The 16007-nt window shown below is 39.0% G+C and carries 14 protein-coding genes; 9 read left to right on the top strand and 5 right to left on the bottom strand.

Going from position 1 to position 16007, the window contains the following annotated elements; translation table 11 throughout:
* Positions 1-51: 51 nt before the first annotated feature.
* Positions 52-951 (bottom strand): lysine exporter LysO family protein, encoded by a 900-nt coding sequence (locus PSF42_RS02505; RefSeq protein WP_213913493.1) that lies wholly within the window; start codon positions 949-951, stop codon positions 52-54.
* 405 nt (positions 952-1356) lie between these two features.
* Here PSF42_RS02505 and PSF42_RS02500 point away from each other — a divergent pair, with 405 nt between their 5' ends.
* From PSF42_RS02500 to macB, 3 genes are all read left to right on the top strand, one after another.
* Positions 1357-3021, top strand: coding sequence for a DUF2813 domain-containing protein (locus tag PSF42_RS02500; protein WP_213913494.1), 1665 nt, complete (start codon positions 1357-1359; stop codon positions 3019-3021).
* Between the two features lie 202 nt (positions 3022-3223).
* The gene (macA, locus tag PSF42_RS02495) at positions 3224-4330 is read left to right on the top strand and encodes a macrolide transporter subunit MacA (protein WP_272679383.1); all 1107 of its coding nucleotides are present in this window, start codon (positions 3224-3226) and stop codon (positions 4328-4330) included.
* 2 nt (positions 4331-4332) lie between these two features.
* Positions 4333-6276, top strand: a complete 1944-nt coding sequence (macB, locus tag PSF42_RS02490; RefSeq protein ID WP_248467879.1) for a macrolide ABC transporter ATP-binding protein/permease MacB — start codon at positions 4333-4335, stop codon at positions 6274-6276.
* Between the two features lie 63 nt (positions 6277-6339).
* Here the strand turns inward: macB and PSF42_RS02485 are convergent, their stop codons facing one another.
* The 3 genes from PSF42_RS02485 to PSF42_RS02475 all read right to left on the bottom strand — a co-directional run bounded on the left by PSF42_RS02485 (position 6340) and on the right by PSF42_RS02475 (position 9448).
* Positions 6340-7404, bottom strand: a complete 1065-nt coding sequence (locus PSF42_RS02485; RefSeq protein ID WP_125893246.1) for a mannonate dehydratase — start codon at positions 7402-7404, stop codon at positions 6340-6342.
* A gap of 30 nt (positions 7405-7434) precedes the next feature.
* The gene (locus PSF42_RS02480; protein WP_125893244.1) at positions 7435-8697 is read right to left on the bottom strand and encodes an MFS transporter; all 1263 of its coding nucleotides are present in this window, start codon (positions 8695-8697) and stop codon (positions 7435-7437) included.
* Between the two features lie 67 nt (positions 8698-8764).
* On the bottom strand, positions 8765-9448 hold the full coding sequence (locus PSF42_RS02475; protein ID WP_272679382.1) for an RraA family protein: 684 nt from the start codon (positions 9446-9448) through the stop codon (positions 8765-8767).
* Between the two features lie 201 nt (positions 9449-9649).
* On the opposite strand from PSF42_RS02475, the gene PSF42_RS02470 reads away from it, so the two are divergent.
* The 5 genes from PSF42_RS02470 (at position 9650) to PSF42_RS02450 (ending at position 14903) form a co-directional block, all read left to right on the top strand.
* Entirely contained in the window at positions 9650-10345 is a 696-nt protein-coding gene (locus tag PSF42_RS02470) for a FadR/GntR family transcriptional regulator (RefSeq protein WP_125893240.1), read from the top strand.
* 437 nt (positions 10346-10782) lie between these two features.
* A complete protein-coding gene (locus PSF42_RS02465) occupies positions 10783-12129 on the top strand; it encodes a purine-cytosine permease family protein (RefSeq protein WP_213913496.1) in 1347 nt (448 codons plus the stop codon).
* A 10-nt stretch (positions 12130-12139) separates the two neighbouring features.
* The gene (locus PSF42_RS02460) at positions 12140-12973 is read left to right on the top strand and encodes a nitrilase-related carbon-nitrogen hydrolase (protein ID WP_213913497.1); all 834 of its coding nucleotides are present in this window, start codon (positions 12140-12142) and stop codon (positions 12971-12973) included.
* Positions 12970-13728 carry an IclR family transcriptional regulator gene (locus PSF42_RS02455; protein WP_125893237.1) on the top strand — a complete coding sequence of 253 codons (759 nt, stop codon included), beginning with the start codon at positions 12970-12972 and terminating at the stop codon, positions 13726-13728. Before PSF42_RS02460 ends, PSF42_RS02455 begins: the two co-directional genes overlap by 4 nt.
* Positions 13729-13964: 236 nt before the next feature.
* Positions 13965-14903, top strand: coding sequence for a DUF1177 domain-containing protein (locus tag PSF42_RS02450; protein ID WP_272679381.1), 939 nt, complete (start codon positions 13965-13967; stop codon positions 14901-14903).
* 82 nt (positions 14904-14985) lie between these two features.
* Here the strand turns inward: PSF42_RS02450 and cspD are convergent, their stop codons facing one another.
* The gene (gene cspD / locus PSF42_RS02445; RefSeq protein ID WP_125893234.1) at positions 14986-15228 is read right to left on the bottom strand and encodes a cold shock domain-containing protein CspD; all 243 of its coding nucleotides are present in this window, start codon (positions 15226-15228) and stop codon (positions 14986-14988) included.
* A 430-nt stretch (positions 15229-15658) separates the two neighbouring features.
* Here cspD and clpS point away from each other — a divergent pair, with 430 nt between their 5' ends.
* On the top strand, positions 15659-15979 hold the full coding sequence (clpS, locus tag PSF42_RS02440) for an ATP-dependent Clp protease adapter ClpS (RefSeq protein ID WP_125893232.1): 321 nt from the start codon (positions 15659-15661) through the stop codon (positions 15977-15979).
* Positions 15980-16007: the final 28 nt, after the last annotated feature.

The raw sequence follows: 16007 nt of genomic DNA, 5'->3' as shown, positions 1-16007 counted from the left end.
GTTAATTTCCTGTTTCACGCAAATTAACAGCTATTGTGACTGAAATTTTACCTATGTAAAGAAGGCCATGAGAATTGGCGTAATAAGACTAAGCACAAAGCCATGAACAATGGCGGCTGGGACAATTGAAACCCCACCGCTACGTTGTAAAACAGGCAGTGTAAAATCCATTGACGTTGAACCACAAATGCCAAGAGCGGTTGAACGATAACGATTAATAATAATTGGAATGAGCATGATTGCAGCAAGTTCCCTTGCTAAGTCATTGAAAAAAGCCGCGCTTCCCATGACTGGGCCATAAGCATCGGTGATTACAATTCCTGTTAATGAGTACCAGCCAAAGCCTGAGGCGACTGCTAACCCCATTTTTACTGGAAGACCGAGTAAAAACGCGGCTAATGCACCGCCCGCGAGTGCGCTGACCCCCATGACAAACGCAATAGTTGTTCCACGTCGATTGATTAAGATTTGTTTAATACTCATTCCACTATTGCGTAATTGAATGCCAACAAGTAGCAACAGCAACATTAGTGCAACCTGGCTGCCTTTATCGGCATAGTGTAAGAAATTAAAACCCGTTAACCCGACAATAAAACCCAGCAATAACACCCCGCAAAGCTGCAGAGACTCTAAAACCATTTTGATCCTAGATGGCGGCTTTTCTTGTTTGTGTTGTGGAATTTTCCAAGGGTCAAATTTATCAAGTAATAACAATGAGATAACATTTAATGAAAATATGCAGCCAAAAAAGGTAATGGCATAAATTAAAATAGAAATTAAGTGAATACTTAAGTTTTCAAGCAGTGCGAGAGTGATTCCCATTAGAAATAAAATAACATAGACCATTGAGTTAAGTGATTGGTGAACCCGATGAAGAATTTGTTTATTTCTAATAGTAATAAGGTAACCAAGTGTTAATGGTAGCAGTATAATCAAAAGTCCTGAATACATGGCCGGATCCTTAAAGGTTAACCCATAGACTAGGTAACTATAAACAAAGAGTTATGCTTATCTTTTTTATTTAGGTTATCGAAGCATAAACCTGATATAGCGCCGAGTAAGAAAAGAATTTTTCGTGATAAAATTTTTTTATTGGCGTCTCAATGAAAAATAGGTCAAAAACACTAAAAATGAAAGTTTTACTATTTTATAACACTGCTATTAGATGCTCAATATAGTTCTCTGTTTTGTTATGAATAATTTTTATTTAGCATATATTGTGATAGTAATGAATGTGGTTAATCGGTAAGCTTTGGTTATTATTCTTTTATATTTTCACTTGGCATAATCATTCAGTACGTAATGGCAACTGATGAAATAGAAGGGGGAATATAAATACTTCAAGGAGAGAGTAATATGTATCTGGAACGTGTGGAAATATACGGATTTAGAGGGATTAACCGGCTTTCTTTAGAACTAAATAATAGTACGGTTTTAGTCGGTGAGAATTCCTGGGGGAAATCGAGTTTACTTGATGCACTTGATCTTCTTCTTTCTCCTGAACACACAGATTACCAATTCAGTCTTCATGATTTTCACCATCCAACAGGTAATGATGAATCGCGTTACCGCTCATTACAGATTGTTCTAAAATTTGGTGAGCGGCGAAAAGGGCGTCATCAATCATATCGTTTTCATAATCTTAGCTCTGTATGGGTCGATAACGGAGATGGCCTTAAACATATTTTCTATCGTGTTAGTGCAGAGCTTAGAGATGATGGCTCGATAGCCGTCGATAAAACCTTTTTAAATGCAGGCGGCAATAAGCTTTCTTTGGATAATGTAGGTAAATATATCAAAGAAATTATTCGGTTGTACCCAGTTATTCGCCTACGAGATGCCCGATTTTTACACTCGCTTAACCCAGAAACGATAGTTTCAGGGCAAAAAGAGGTGCGTGACTTATTTAATGCCCGTATTAAGGAGCTAACCAGTGCATTGGTCAACAACCCTGAGCGTTTAAGTGATGAAGACCTTGGTGATGGAATTGATGCTATGCAACAGTTGCTTAGCCATTATTTTTCTGGGCAAAGCTCCCATATTATTCGGTCAGATAATTCAATTGTTAAAATAGAGCCACGTAAGCGTGGCTGGAAAGCGCTTGATAACATTAGTCGTTTAATTGCAAAGCCAAATCAACGCAATATTCGATTAATTATTTTAGGAATGTTTTCTTCATTATTACAATCAAAAGGTAATATTCACTTAGATAAACATGCGCGGCCATTGATTATTGTTGAAGATCCAGAAACGCGTTTACATCCGATTATGCTCTCCATCGCATGGGGCTTATTTAGTTTATTTTCTCTACAGCGGATTACGACGACGAACTCAGGAGAGTTACTCTCATTAGCGCCTCTGGAAGATTTGTGTCGTTTGGTTCGCAATACCAATAAAGTTTCAGCTTATCGTTTGAATGAAAATGATCTAAGCGCTGAAGAGTTACGTAAAATTTCTTTCCATATTCGTTTTAATCGTCCATCAGCCTTATTTGCTCGTTGTTGGTTATTAGTTGAAGGAGAAACAGAAATTTGGTTGATGAATGAGTTTTCGCGCCAGTGTAACTATTACTTTGAAACTGAAGGAATAAAAGTTATTGCATTTGCACAAAGTGGCTTGAAACCTTTGCTGAAGTTTGCCAATAAGATGGGAATTGAATGGCATGTTTTAACCGATGGTGACGAGGCTGGGCGTAAATATGCGGCAACCGCGACACATTACGCTCACAAAATTAATTCCTCAAATAGGGATAGGCTAACGATGCTACCTGCACCAGATATGGAACATTTTCTATATCGCGAAGGGTTTAAAAGTCTTTATCATGAAATTGCGGATATCCCAGATAATGCAAAGGTTTCAACAAGGCGGGTGATTCTTAAAGCAATTTCTCGCACATCGAAACCAGATTTAGCGCTAGCCACGGTGAATAGAGCTGCAGAATTAGGCCCTGATAGTATTCCGCTGCAATTGAAAAGTATGTTTTCTCGTGTGGCATGGCTGGCAAGGGGAAAAGCAAATTAATGGTAATATTGATAAATTTTACTTGTTGTTGATTGATCGTTGAAGAATGGCTATTTCATGTTGAATCAATTGATAACTTAAGTGATATATAATTGGGGCATTAGTTTTTAGCTGGCAACAAATTGGAAACTCGCTCCTTTTACAGGTTGTTAGCAATTTTAGAGGGCTATGCCCTCTTTTTGTTCATAGGAAGTAGGTAAACATGAAGGCAAAGCCTAAAAAAAAGTGGCCGATTTACTTGGTAATCATTATTTTTGCCCTAGTCACCGCTGGGTTTCTTTTTAATAGAGAAAAAGAAGCGGTTTTCCAAACTGTAGATGTCATACAGGGCGATTTAGACAAACAAGTACTGGCAACGGGAAAACTCGATGCAGTACGTAAAGTCGATGTAGGGGCTCAGGTTAGTGGGCAGTTACAAACACTGTATGTTAAAGAGGGCGATTATGTTAAAAAAGGTGACTTATTAGCGGTTATTGACCCGAAAAAAGCCCAAAATGATGTTATTGAGTCAGAGGCAACAGCACGTGAACTCGAAGCGAATTTATCATTAGCTCAAGCCGAGCTTCGCCTTGCTCAAGTGACTTATCAGCGTCATTTAAGCCTAGCAAAACAGCAAGCCGTTTCTCAACAAGAACTTGATAAAGCGAAAACCGATGTAGAAGTAAAAAAAGCGCAAGTCGCCACTTATCAAGCTCAAATTAAGCGTAACCAAGCCACCCTAGATTCAGCAAAAACAAATCTAAAATATACGCAAATTACGGCACCAATGGATGGTATTGTCACCTTTATTAAAACACTACAGGGGCAGACGGTTATCGCTGCTCAGGAAGCTCCAACAATTTTAACCCTTGCGGATTTGGACACGATGCTCGTCAAAGCTGAAGTTTCTGAGGCCGATGTAATTTATTTGGAACCGGGTCAAGATGCTTCTTTTACTGTTCTAGGGGCTCCAGATAAAAAATTTGCTGGGCAATTAAAGGATATTTTACCGACACCTGAAAAAATTAATGATGCCATTTTCTATTATGCGCGTTTTGAGGTGCCCAACCCGCAACATTTATTGAAATTACAAATGACTGCACAGGTCACCATTGAATTAGACTCACGTAAAAATGTGCTGTTACTGCCGCTATCTGCATTAGGCAATGAAATTTCACCACAAACCTATGAAGTGGATATTCTGCAAGAGAATAAAGTCGAGAAAAAACAAGTTAAAATCGGTGGTCGAAACGATGTGTATGTGGAAATTACCAAAGGCCTTAATGAAGGCGATAAAGTGGTCATTGGGCACAGCGAGACGGAATACTAACTATGTCTGCGTTAATTGATCTTCAAGGGATCACTCGCCGCTATGGGGAAGGTGAAAACCAAGTTACAGTCTTAAAAAGTGTCTCACTACAAATTAATGCAGGTGAGATGGTGGCGATTATTGGCGCTTCGGGCTCAGGTAAATCCACACTCATGAATATTATTGGGTGCCTAGATAAACCAACAGAAGGGAATTATTGCATTGATGGCCAAAGCGTCGCAACGTTAGATAACGATCAATTGGCAGAACTGCGCCGAGAACATTTTGGCTTTATTTTTCAACGTTACCATTTACTGAGTCATTTAAGTGCGGAACAAAATGTTGAGGTACCTGCGGTATATGCAGGGGCGGGTAAGAACCAACGTCGTGAGCGAGCAGCCCAGTTATTACAGCGTCTAGGGCTAGGGGAGCGCGTGGATTATCGTCCAAGTCAGTTGTCTGGTGGGCAACAACAGCGCGTGAGTATTGCTCGCGCTCTTATGAATGGTGGGCAGATAATTCTCGCGGATGAGCCAACAGGAGCGCTGGATAGCCATTCGGGAGAAGAGGTCATGAATATTTTAAAAGACCTTTGTGCCCAAGGACATACAGTGATCATTGTCACGCATGACCCTGAAATAGCTCAGCAAGCAGAACGTATCGTAGAAATTAAAGATGGCGAGATTTTGAATGATTCAGGTAGCAAAACCACAACACGAACAAATTCATTACCAAAAGCCCCTGCAAGAAAACTGACATTAAACCAAATGTATGGTCGGTTTAGCGAGGCTTTGTTAATGGCTTGGCGTGCCATGGTTGTCAATAAAATGCGCACATTACTGACGATGCTTGGGATTATCATTGGTATTGCGTCGGTGGTATCCATAATGGTGATCGGTGATGCCGCGCAAGGTATGGTCCTTAATGATATAAAATCAATCGGGACGAATACCATTTCAATTTATCCAGGGGAAGACTTTGGGTACGATGATGCAAAAAATCGTCAGTCCTTGAGAGCCGCAGATATTGATGCATTAGCAAAACAGCCTTATGTGCACGCGATTTCTGGCGAACTCAACCACTCAACACGCTTAAGAAAAGGGAATGTTGACGCTTCGGCACAGCTCACCGGTGTTGGGCGGGATTATTTTAATGTTTATGCCTCTAAATTTTCAGAAGGTATGAGTTTCACGCAAGATATGGTGGATAAGCGCGCACAAGTGGTGGTTATTGATGCCAATACTAAGCGGCGCTTTTTCCCTAAACAAGAACATGTTATTGGCGAAACTTTGCTCATTGGTAATATGCCTGTAACGATTATCGGTGTGCTTGAAGAGAAAAAATCGACTTTTGGTTCGAGTAAGTCACTATCGGTTTGGTTACCGGATACCACAGTAAATAGTAAAATTCTGAACCGTCCATACTATGAGAGCTTTGTTGTTAGGGTGAAAGACGGTTACGATGCGAAAACGGTAGAACAGCAACTGACCCGCTTACTCACGTTGCGCCATGGTAAAAAGGATATTTTCACCTATAACCTCGATACCTTTATTAAAACGGCAGAGAAAACAACCCAAACAATGCAGTTATTTCTCACACTAGTGGCGGTTATTTCATTAGTGGTCGGAGGAATTGGTGTGATGAATATTATGTTAGTTTCCGTTACTGAAAGAACGCGAGAAATTGGTATTCGAATGGCGGTAGGCGCTAGAACTAGCGATGTGATGCAGCAATTTCTTATCGAAGCCGTACTAGTCTGTTTGATAGGAGGGCTAATGGGTATTGGACTATCGTATGGGATTAGCTTATTGGCTCAAATGGCGTTACCGGGCTGGACATTTTCTTTTGATCCCGTGGCGTTAGTCAGTGCTTTTGTGTGTTCAACGGCCATTGGTATTATTTTTGGTTTTTTACCTGCTCGAAATGCGGCTCGCTTAAACCCAATTGATGCGTTGGCGAGGGAATAAATTGTTCGTATAAAGCTCTCCATGCACATTTATCAAAATAGTGCATGGAGCATTATTTATATATTATTTCAGTACTTTAAGTAATGCTTGCATATATCCCATCGCATAGGCCATACCTGCGTGCCATGGCGCATCACATGACATTTGTGGCGTATGGTCAGGGATTAATACACCTGTATAATTATTTTCTTTTAATATTGTTAATACCTTCAACATGTCAATATCGCCCTCATCAATGAAGGTTTCATGATAGTGTGGTACTTTACCTTTAACGTTCCTAAAATGGACGTATGCCATCGCATCTTGACTTGCATATTGTTGCACAGCTTCGTAAACGTTGCCCTCAGACATTTCGGCGATGGTTCCAAGACAAAACTCTAGCGCATTTGATTTACTTGGTTTTATATCTAGTAATTTTTGATATAAGTGAGGTTGATTGACGAGCCTTGGCTGACCTCTGACAAACTCTAGTGGAGGATCGTCTGGATGAGCAGCTAGGCGAACGCCTACTTCTTCAGCGACAGGTATAATATGGTTTAAGAACCAGGTTAACCTTTCCCAGAGTTGCTCTGTTGTTGTTTCAGGACGATAACCAACACTATGGTTATTGATTTTCATATTCCATGCCATATTATCCGGCATTGGCTCTAGAATGTCTTCGTTGATGCCAGATAAACCAACAGTTTGAGCACCTCCTCGTGCTTTGTTTTCGATAACTCGCCCTGCGACTCCTGCCAGGCTGAAATTATATCCAAAGACAGGAATACCTGCTTTCCCTACATTTCTAATAATATTTTTGACGACTTCAAGCTGTTCTAATTTTTTAGGACCGTCAAACAAAATGTCATCCCAGTGGCAAGGGTCGAAATTTTCAATTGCATAAAATGTTAAGCCAAACTCTTGCATCCGGTCACGGATTTTTATTAGTTCATCTACTGTCCAGACATCACCAACAGCCGTTCCCCAGCCATCATTATCGCCAATTGGCTGGTCGCTACGTGAAAATCGTTCATTACTGTTAAAGTAGTCGACCATATGAACAACGATATGAGTTGCTCCACATTGTTTTGCAAAAGCATAATGTTCATCATTAAGCATATGTCGATATAAACCAAATCCTAGTTTCATAATTATTAACCTTTTTAATTTGAAAATTTCTTAGTTAGTGAGATTTAGTGGTTTTACATATAATGCGACACTGATTGCGCCAACAATACCGATTCCTCCCGCCACAAAAAATGCGATGCTATACATTCCAGACCATTCAATAATATAGCCTGTAATAATAGGGCCTAAAATTCCAGCAACATTTGCCATTGCGTGTACAAATCCACCAACCGCACCAATATTATTTTTTGCAACGGTATCTTGTAGAATTGCCCAATAGGTTGTAGCAGATAAATATAAGAAAAATATTCCGAATGCCATGAGTGCTACGGCACTTTCAACACGAGTAACATTACCGACAAGAAAGACAAGGATTGCCGATACTCCTAGACAACTAACCAACACGATTTTTCTGGAGAATAAAGGTTTATTTGTTTTCTTTAAAACAAAGTCACAAAGTATTCCCCCTAAAGCCATTCCAATAGCACCTAATAGCCAAGGTATAATACTTACTATACTCATATCTTTTATACTGAGATTTTGAACATTAGATAAGTAACTTGGAAACCATGATAAAAAGAAAAATAAAATATAATTCAAACTGAAAAATGCAAGAGTTGTTGCTAATATAGTCGGACTCTTTATATAAAAAGATAATGGTTTAGATATAGTATTTGTGGTTTTTGATTCTACATTATTATCGTCAGATAAAATATATTCTAATTCTTCTTTTGATATTTTTTTATGTTGTTCCGGTTTATCTTTGGCAATTTTTAACCACCCAATTAGCCATATAAAGCCTATTGCAGCAAGTATAAAAAATGCAACACGCCAACCAGTTGTAATTATTAATATTCCCATTATAGGGCCAGCAATAGCTCCACCTATTGGATTACCGGCAGTTGCTACACCTATAGCAGTAGCAACTTCTTTCTTAGGGAACCAGTTATTAACCATTTTATTGAGTGTTGCTGCAAAGGGGCCTTCAGCTGCACCAAACAAAGTTCGGATAATAAGCATAGAGATAAAACCAACAGTTACCCCAATCATGCCGCAAAAGATAGACCAAAGAGCCATACTTACGGCAAAAACCTTTTTGGGACCATATTTATCTGATGCGTATCCGCCAATGAAATTAAATAAAGCATATCCAATAGAAAAACTACTGAAAAGTATGCCCATTTCACTTGGTGTTAAGTTTAAATCTTTAGAAAAAACAGGAGCTGCAATAGCAAATGCAGAGCGATCCATATAGTTTATCATTCCTCCAAGAGAAATAAATAAAACTAAATTCCATCTTATTTTTTTAAACATAAATCACCTTTGATATAATGATATGTTTATTATTAAGTTTAATAAGACATATCTATTTTTATGTTTATCACATGACGCCAAATTTATTATATGCTTCTACAGCACCCATTCCATTTTCTATTTCTTTTTGTACTTTATTCTCCATTTTTTGTTTTTCAAATGCATTTGCAATAACGTAAGACTCTACATTTTTAGGAATAATTAATACGCCTTCTTCATCGGCAACAATTAAATCACCTGGTTCAATTAAAATATTATTGATTTTGATTGGAACTCGATAATCTAATACTTTACCTCTTATTTTTTGATCTTGAGCATAGCTACCTAATGAAAATACAGGGAAATTAAGTTCTAGTATTTCTCTCTTATCTCTTGAATAGCCATAAATAATAGCGCCCGCAGCGTTAAGTTTTTTAGCTCTCGTCGACATTAATCCACCCCACAGGGCGTAATTATGCGAAGAACCGGAAGCGATATAAACTTCACCTTCCTTTAAGCTATCTAGTGCTTCAAACATAATACCGAAATCTTTATTTCCTAGTGGCCCATTAGATTTAATGTCAGGCGGTAACATGTAATCAGCTTCTAGTACAGGCATTGCTCGACCTACAATCTTCATATCCTCAGATAAAGGTTTGAGTATAGGAGGTAAGAACTGATGGTGTAATCCTATTTCATCTAAAATATCCCCTAGAAGAGCTACGGGTAATTCCTTTTTAATCTTGTCAAACAAATCATTATCTTTATTCATTTCATATTCCTATGTATCTAAGGTTCTGATTTTCCTGTTTGGCTGTCAACCTGTCATACAGGCTAACAGTCTAGCCTTAATATTAAAAGAGGGTTAATATAGGTTTTGTGATACGACTCTAGTTTTATTGTTGTTTTAATCACAGGAAGATTATTTTTCTGATTTTAAATCAAATGGATATTGCTAATTTTGGGGGTTAGATTGCATCCTTTAATTGAAAAACAAACACTTTCAGAACAAGTTAGAAGCTATGTTCTATCTTTAATATCTCAATCAAATCTAAATCCAGGTGATGAAATACCAAGTGAAAAAGAGATTATTGAACGTTTAGGGGTGAGCAGGGGAGTGGTTAGAGAGGCTTTCCAAAGCCTTTCTATATTAGGTATTTTAGATATTAGTAGTGGCAAAAAGCCTAAAATACAAAAGATTAGCTCAAACCCGTTAGAAACTATTTTTAACCATGCCATTGTGACTCAGCAGGTTAATTATCAGCAAATCTTAGGCCTTCGACGTGCGATTGAAGTTGATTCTGCAGTGTTGGCTGCAATGCATGGAAATAAAAATGATTATATCAAGTTAAGAAAAATTGCAGATAAAATGAGGAAGTCCTTGTTGAGTTCTAATGATTGGGATTTGTTCATCGAAAGTGATATTGATTTTCACTTAACATTAGCTGAAATGTCACAAAATCCGTTATATGCATTGATGCTAAAAGCTTTAAGAGGCGCATTAGGTGGTTCTATTTCAGCTGGTTTGTTAAACCAAAACAACCATGATGAACATAAAAAGATCATTGATATTCATTTTGATATTTTAGAGTCAATTGAAAAACAAGACTTTGTGGCAACTGGGTTAAAGATGGATACTCACTTTAAGTTAACCATGGATAGTTTTTAGCTCAGCCACCCATAATAATTTTTCTTAGTGAGATTTTTGAGTGGCGAAGGATAAGTTAAATTCCTTCGCTCTACTTTCTGTGTAACCCAGTTTTAAGGTCAATTATCAATATGTGAATCATCTGCTTGTAAATAATTTAATTTAGGGTCAGTCCCATTTATTGGAACTGAGTTCCTCAATTAAATTCTGCTAATTAAATGCGTTATTTTTAACTCCTTAATTTTCTAATAATATTTTTTTTAATCTATATATTCCCTCGTTTCTTAAAATATTTCATAATAAAAAACTGTCTGAAAAGATAAATTCTGCTTGCGAATTGGTATCGATCATGGATATGATTTGCCTCGTAGAATAAATGAAACCTAGTTCCATATAATGGAACTCATAATAAAGCCAGTAAAAAAACTAAGCAAAGACAACCACACAGTAGGTGCAATATGGCGAATAAAGCAGGTGAAGATTATTCTTTGGCTCGGGTGCCCCAAAGTGCTCGTAGGCCGTTTTATGAAGTGTTAATTCTACGAATAGGTGCACTAGCTTGTGTTTCACAAGTTATGCTAGGTGCGGCTCTTGGTTATGGGTTAACTTTTTGGCAGGCGTTTTGGGCAACAATGCTTGGCTCTGTAATTTTACAGGTTGTCAGCTGGGGGCTTGGAGCGGCTGCATGCCGTGAAGGAATGTCGATCAGCCTACTATCTCGGTGGGCGGGTTTTGGTAAGTTAGGCTCAGCTCTCATTGGTGGCGCGATTGCTATCTCCTTAATGGGCTGGTTTGGCGTACAAAATGGTTTCTTTGCGGATGGAATGTATAAAGCGACTAATGTGCTAACACCAGGGACTTGGTCACTTATTACAGGTATTGCGGTGACGGTTATAACAGTATATGGGTATCGATTTTTATCTATTACTGCCAATATCTCAACGCCGCTATTTTTATTCGCGTTAGGCTGGGCGACATATAACTTATTATCAGGTCAAGATATTGGTACGCTTATCAATGACACTGAACCCGCCGGGCCATTAATGACTATGCCTGCGGCCATTACAATGGTTGCTGGCGGTTTTATTATTGCAGCCGTCACAACACCCGATATCAGCCGCTTTATGAAAGGGCCTAAAGATGTGTTTTGGATGACGCTCATTGGCACATTTTTTGGTGAGTTATTGGTCAATATGATAGCTGTATTGATGGCGTTATCATTACGGACGAGTCAAGTATTTGATTTAATGATGGCACTGACGGGCCTATTAGGCGCATCGATTGTTATCTTTTCGACAATAAAAATGAATGATATCAATCTGTATTCATCGTCGTTAGGTTTTTCAACACTGTTAAATGCCATCTTTAATAAGCGTTTTGATCGTCGTTATTTAACTTGGGTGATTGGCATTTTTGGGACTATCGCTTCAATGTTAGGGATCTTAGATAACTTTATCGGATTCTTGATCTATTTAGGAATAGCGATCCCACCTGTCGCAGGGATTATGGTTGTTGACTATTATCTGTTAAAACGTGACCGTAAAGAGTTAGATCTCACTCGAGAGCAAGGCATATTACCGCCAAGCTGTGAAGCATATAACCCTGTAACACTAATCGTGTGGGTCATTGCAGTGCTGGTTGGGTGGGGGACATCAGAGTTAGGTCCACTGCACGCTGACTATGGCATTCCTGCACTTAACTCTTTAATTACTGGCGCGGTCGCTTATTGGATAGGAATGCGCTGGCAGGCGAAAGCCAAAGGTGTTGAAACGGTACACTTTCGCAAAGTGTCTCATTTAGATTAAGGATTAAACCATGTCAGGTACAAAAGTTAAAGTTGCTCTGGCTCAGTTTGATTCAGAACTTGGCAATAAAACAAATAATTTGCAACGTATGGCACAGTTGTGCCAGCAAGCTGCGGATTCAGGGGCAAAATTGATTTGTTTCCCTGAACTGGCGACAACGGGTTACCGTGGCGACTTATTGACTACCAAGTTGTGGGATTTAAGCGATTCCATCGGAAGTGAAACTTATACGTTATTTAGCGAACTTGCTACTCGTTTAAATATCACCATTGTTAGCGGTTTTGTTGAACGCGGTGAATATTTAGGTGATATCTATAACTCTGTCGGTGTTTGGAACCCTGGGTGTGATGGTATTAGTGGCGTTTTTCGTAAAGTTCATGCCTTTGGTATAGAGAAACAGTGGTTTGGACGAGGTGATAGTTTTCCGGTGTTTGAAACCCCCATTGGTAAAATCGGTGTCATGATTTGTTATGACATGGGTTTTCCTGAAGTCGCACGAATTTTAACATTACAAGGCGCGGAATTATTATTAGCGCCTTCAGCTTGGTGTGTTCAAGACCGAGATGTCTGGGATATTAACAGCGCCTGTCGAGCATTAGAAAATGGAACCCACTTACTTGCAGTGAACCGTTGGGGTTATGAAGAAGACCTGCATTTATTTGGTGGTAGCAAGCTTTTAGGTCCTCGCGGCCAAGTACTTTGTGAAGCGGGCTGTGAAGGTGAGGAGCTATTAATCGGCGAGGTTGATTTTTTAAACCAAGCCCATACGCGCTTAAATGTGCCTTATCTGCGAGACAGAAAGCCACAAAGTTATCGTGTATTAACCCAAGGTTTAGGGTCATGAGTATTTTATCTAGCGTTGTTGATGTTTACCAATTATTCCTGCGTTCAGGGAATGAGCTGACGGTAACAACATTAGTTAATGAGTTAGGTATGCCTAAAAGTTCTGCTTCTCGTCTATTAAAGCAAATGGCTGAGCTTGGGTTACTTGAAAAGAAAAACAATGCACCGATATATCGCCCGGGTTTGCTGATTATGGAATTAGCGCATCGGGCCAGAGGAATGAATCCATTAATCGATATGATGCTTGAAGCACTTGATGAACTTGCGAAAGATAGCGGGTTTACCAGTTATGTCTCAGCACTTGATGATGATATGGTTCGTGTTGTTCATGCACGTTTTGGTAATAGCATGCTGCAAGTGATCACTCAGCCGGGTACGCGGTTACCCATATTGGGGACTTCAACAGGGCGTGCGTTATTAGCAAGGTTATCGCCAAATGAACGGTCAAAAATTATTGAACGTGAACTAAAAGAAGAGAAAGCACGAGTTAAATTAGTTGAGCGTTTGGACCTCGTGGCTGAGCGTGGCTGGGAATTTTCGACGGATGAATCTGTTGCTGGCGTCGCGTCAATATCAAGCACGGTTTTCGACCCAGCGCAAAATACGTTGTATGCCTTGTGCTTAAGTTTACCTGCAACACAAATGAATGATGAGGTCAAAGCACAGTTATCTATAAGTCTTTGCCATAAAGCCGCCTATCTTGGTTGTATGGTGGGTGACCCATATTGGTTGCAAAAAAGCATAAATAAGTCATAAGCTGATTTTGTTCATAAAAGTAAACAGTAGTAAGAAGTAGGTAGTAGAAGTAAGCAGTAAATTATAAATATTTATATTATGAGTATTTTAAGTGCGTGAATACGCCTTCATCAGGAAAAATGGGGCCTCGATTACGTGAGGTTTCATCTAGAGCGAAATGGGGTTAACTCGCTATTTTAGGCGAGTTAACCCCTGAGTAGCTCTTCACTCCCATAAAAAAAATTAAAGGAAGTACAATGAGTCTAAAACAAACTCTTTGCGTATATGAGCTAATCGATTGCGCTAGTGTTAAAGGTGAAGACATTGTTGCATTGTTCCAAGATTTCCCACACATTGAAGTTATATCTAAAACGGTTAAGGATCATAAAGGGCAAAGTGATTTTGTTCGCATCCTTATTCCAGGAACACAAGGTAAATCACAACATAAAGAAGCTCCGACACTCGGGATCATTGGGCGCTTAGGTGGAATAGGCGCCAGGCCTTCTCGTATTGGTGTTGTTTCTGATGCAGATGGTGCGATTGCCGCACTTGCAACAGCGCTTAAATTGGCACAAATGCATGAAAAGGGTGACCGATTACTCGGTGATGTGGTGATCACGACCCATATCTGCCCAAATGCGCCAACACGCCCGCACACGCCTGTTGATTTCATGGATTCACCTCTTGATGATGCCACGATGAATCAACATGAGGCGATCCCAGAAGCGGATGCTATTTTGTCAGTAGATACCACGAAGGGAAATCGTTTACTTAATCATAAAGGGTATGCGCTATCGCCAACGGTGAAAAATGGTTATATTTTACCGGTATCAGAGGATTTAATTCGCTTGATGGAGTGGAGTAGTGGTCAAAAAGCAGTGACATTCCCACTATCAATTCAAGATATCACGCCATATGGTAATGGCCTACATCACATCAACAGTATATTACAACCTGCAGTATCTACGTCTGCACCCGTGGTTGGTGTCGCTATCTGTTCAGAGACCGTGGTGCCAGGTTGCTCTACAGGGGCTAGTCATGAGGTTGATATTGCGAGTACTGTGAAATTTATGATAGAAGTTGCGAAAGAGTTTACCGCGAATCAGTGTGCATTTTATGATGTTGAACAATATACATTATTAACGGCACTGTATGGTGATATGCGTCACCTACAAACCGCGGGTAATCGTACTTAGTCATTGCAGAGAATAGCCACAGTTAATTATTGTACTAATCAATGTAATTGAAATAATTAACTGTGCTCTATTGAGTATAAGCTTAGCTCGATTCGCTGCTATTAGCGGAATTGTCTTCAACTCCAATAGGGATAATAAGCTCAGCGTGGTTGCCTTTGGGCCCAATAGTTAAACTGAACTGAACTTTTTGGCCTGCTTTTAGTGTCCTGTAACCGTCCATTTGGATGCAGGAATAATGTGCAAAAATATCTTCTCCGCCATCAGCTGGGCAAATAAAGCCAAAGCCTTTTGCGTTATTGAACCACTTAACGATACCTGTCTCCATATTTCATCCTTCAAATTTACCAATATTTGCGTTTAGAACTATGTCTGCGTTTAGAACTATGTTTGCGTTTAGAATAATATATAAAAAAACATACGAGAGATAAGTATAAATACTGTATCGTTTGTTCGTAAAACATACTGTAATAAATTGCCTTCTAAGGTCAAGAGGTGAGGTTCAGGAATTAGTGTAAAGTGTTAAGAATTCTCTAATCAATAACGCTCATTTTTTGTAATATTTGATATGGCTCACAGATTGCTAATCATGGAAGCAAAGATGATTCCCATGCTACACTGTCATTTGATGCAATATAAACAAAAAATATCATAGTTACTAAATGGTATAGTTTTATGACGCTATCAATATGATTGATAGAAATCGTTGATAATAAAGACTATGCTTAAATTGAAGTTAAATACTGAGCAAGAAAGTAATGAGTGATTTTCTAGGCACATTTAAAACTGACGTCGTTTTTAAAGATGAAATAGAGCAAACCTTACAGCCGCCATCGATGTATAAGGTGCTATTAAATAATGACGATTACACGCCGATGGATTTTGTTGTTGAAGTGTTACAAAAATACTTTTCTTTTGATGAAGAACGCGCTACACAGATAATGTTAGATGTCCATATTCAAGGAAAGGGAGTTTGTGGAATTTTTACTGCAGAGGTTGCTGAAACTAAAGCGGCGCAAGTCAATATTTTTGCTCGTGAACATGAGTACCCTTTGCTTTGCACTATAGAGAAAGTCTAACTTGGCTTAATATCAATTTTGGGAGGTG

The sequence above is a fragment of the Providencia sp. PROV032 genome (assembly GCF_028484875.1).
Taxonomy (GTDB): Bacteria; Pseudomonadota; Gammaproteobacteria; order Enterobacterales; family Enterobacteriaceae; genus Providencia; species Providencia rettgeri_E.
The sequence above is the reverse complement of the archived record's forward strand: the minus strand, read 5'-3'. Positions and strand labels throughout refer to the sequence as shown.

Coding starts and splice junctions, on each gene's coding strand:
- PSF42_RS02505 (WP_213913493.1), bottom strand. CDS start 951: ATGTATTCAGGACTTTTGATTATACTGCTACCATTAACACTTGGTTAC.
- PSF42_RS02500 (WP_213913494.1), top strand. CDS start 1,357: ATGTATCTGGAACGTGTGGAAATATACGGATTTAGAGGGATTAACCGG.
- macA (WP_272679383.1), top strand. CDS start 3,224: ATGAAGGCAAAGCCTAAAAAAAAGTGGCCGATTTACTTGGTAATCATT.
- macB (WP_248467879.1), top strand. CDS start 4,333: ATGTCTGCGTTAATTGATCTTCAAGGGATCACTCGCCGCTATGGGGAA.
- PSF42_RS02485 (WP_125893246.1), bottom strand. CDS start 7,404: ATGAAACTAGGATTTGGTTTATATCGACATATGCTTAATGATGAACAT.
- PSF42_RS02480 (WP_125893244.1), bottom strand. CDS start 8,697: ATGTTTAAAAAAATAAGATGGAATTTAGTTTTATTTATTTCTCTTGGA.
- PSF42_RS02475 (WP_272679382.1), bottom strand. CDS start 9,448: ATGAATAAAGATAATGATTTGTTTGACAAGATTAAAAAGGAATTACCC.
- PSF42_RS02465 (WP_213913496.1), top strand. CDS start 10,783: ATGGCGAATAAAGCAGGTGAAGATTATTCTTTGGCTCGGGTGCCCCAA.
- PSF42_RS02460 (WP_213913497.1), top strand. CDS start 12,140: ATGTCAGGTACAAAAGTTAAAGTTGCTCTGGCTCAGTTTGATTCAGAA.
- PSF42_RS02455 (WP_125893237.1), top strand. CDS start 12,970: ATGAGTATTTTATCTAGCGTTGTTGATGTTTACCAATTATTCCTGCGT.
- PSF42_RS02450 (WP_272679381.1), top strand. CDS start 13,965: ATGAGTCTAAAACAAACTCTTTGCGTATATGAGCTAATCGATTGCGCT.
- cspD (WP_125893234.1), bottom strand. CDS start 15,228: ATGGAGACAGGTATCGTTAAGTGGTTCAATAACGCAAAAGGCTTTGGC.
- clpS (WP_125893232.1), top strand. CDS start 15,659: ATGAGTGATTTTCTAGGCACATTTAAAACTGACGTCGTTTTTAAAGAT.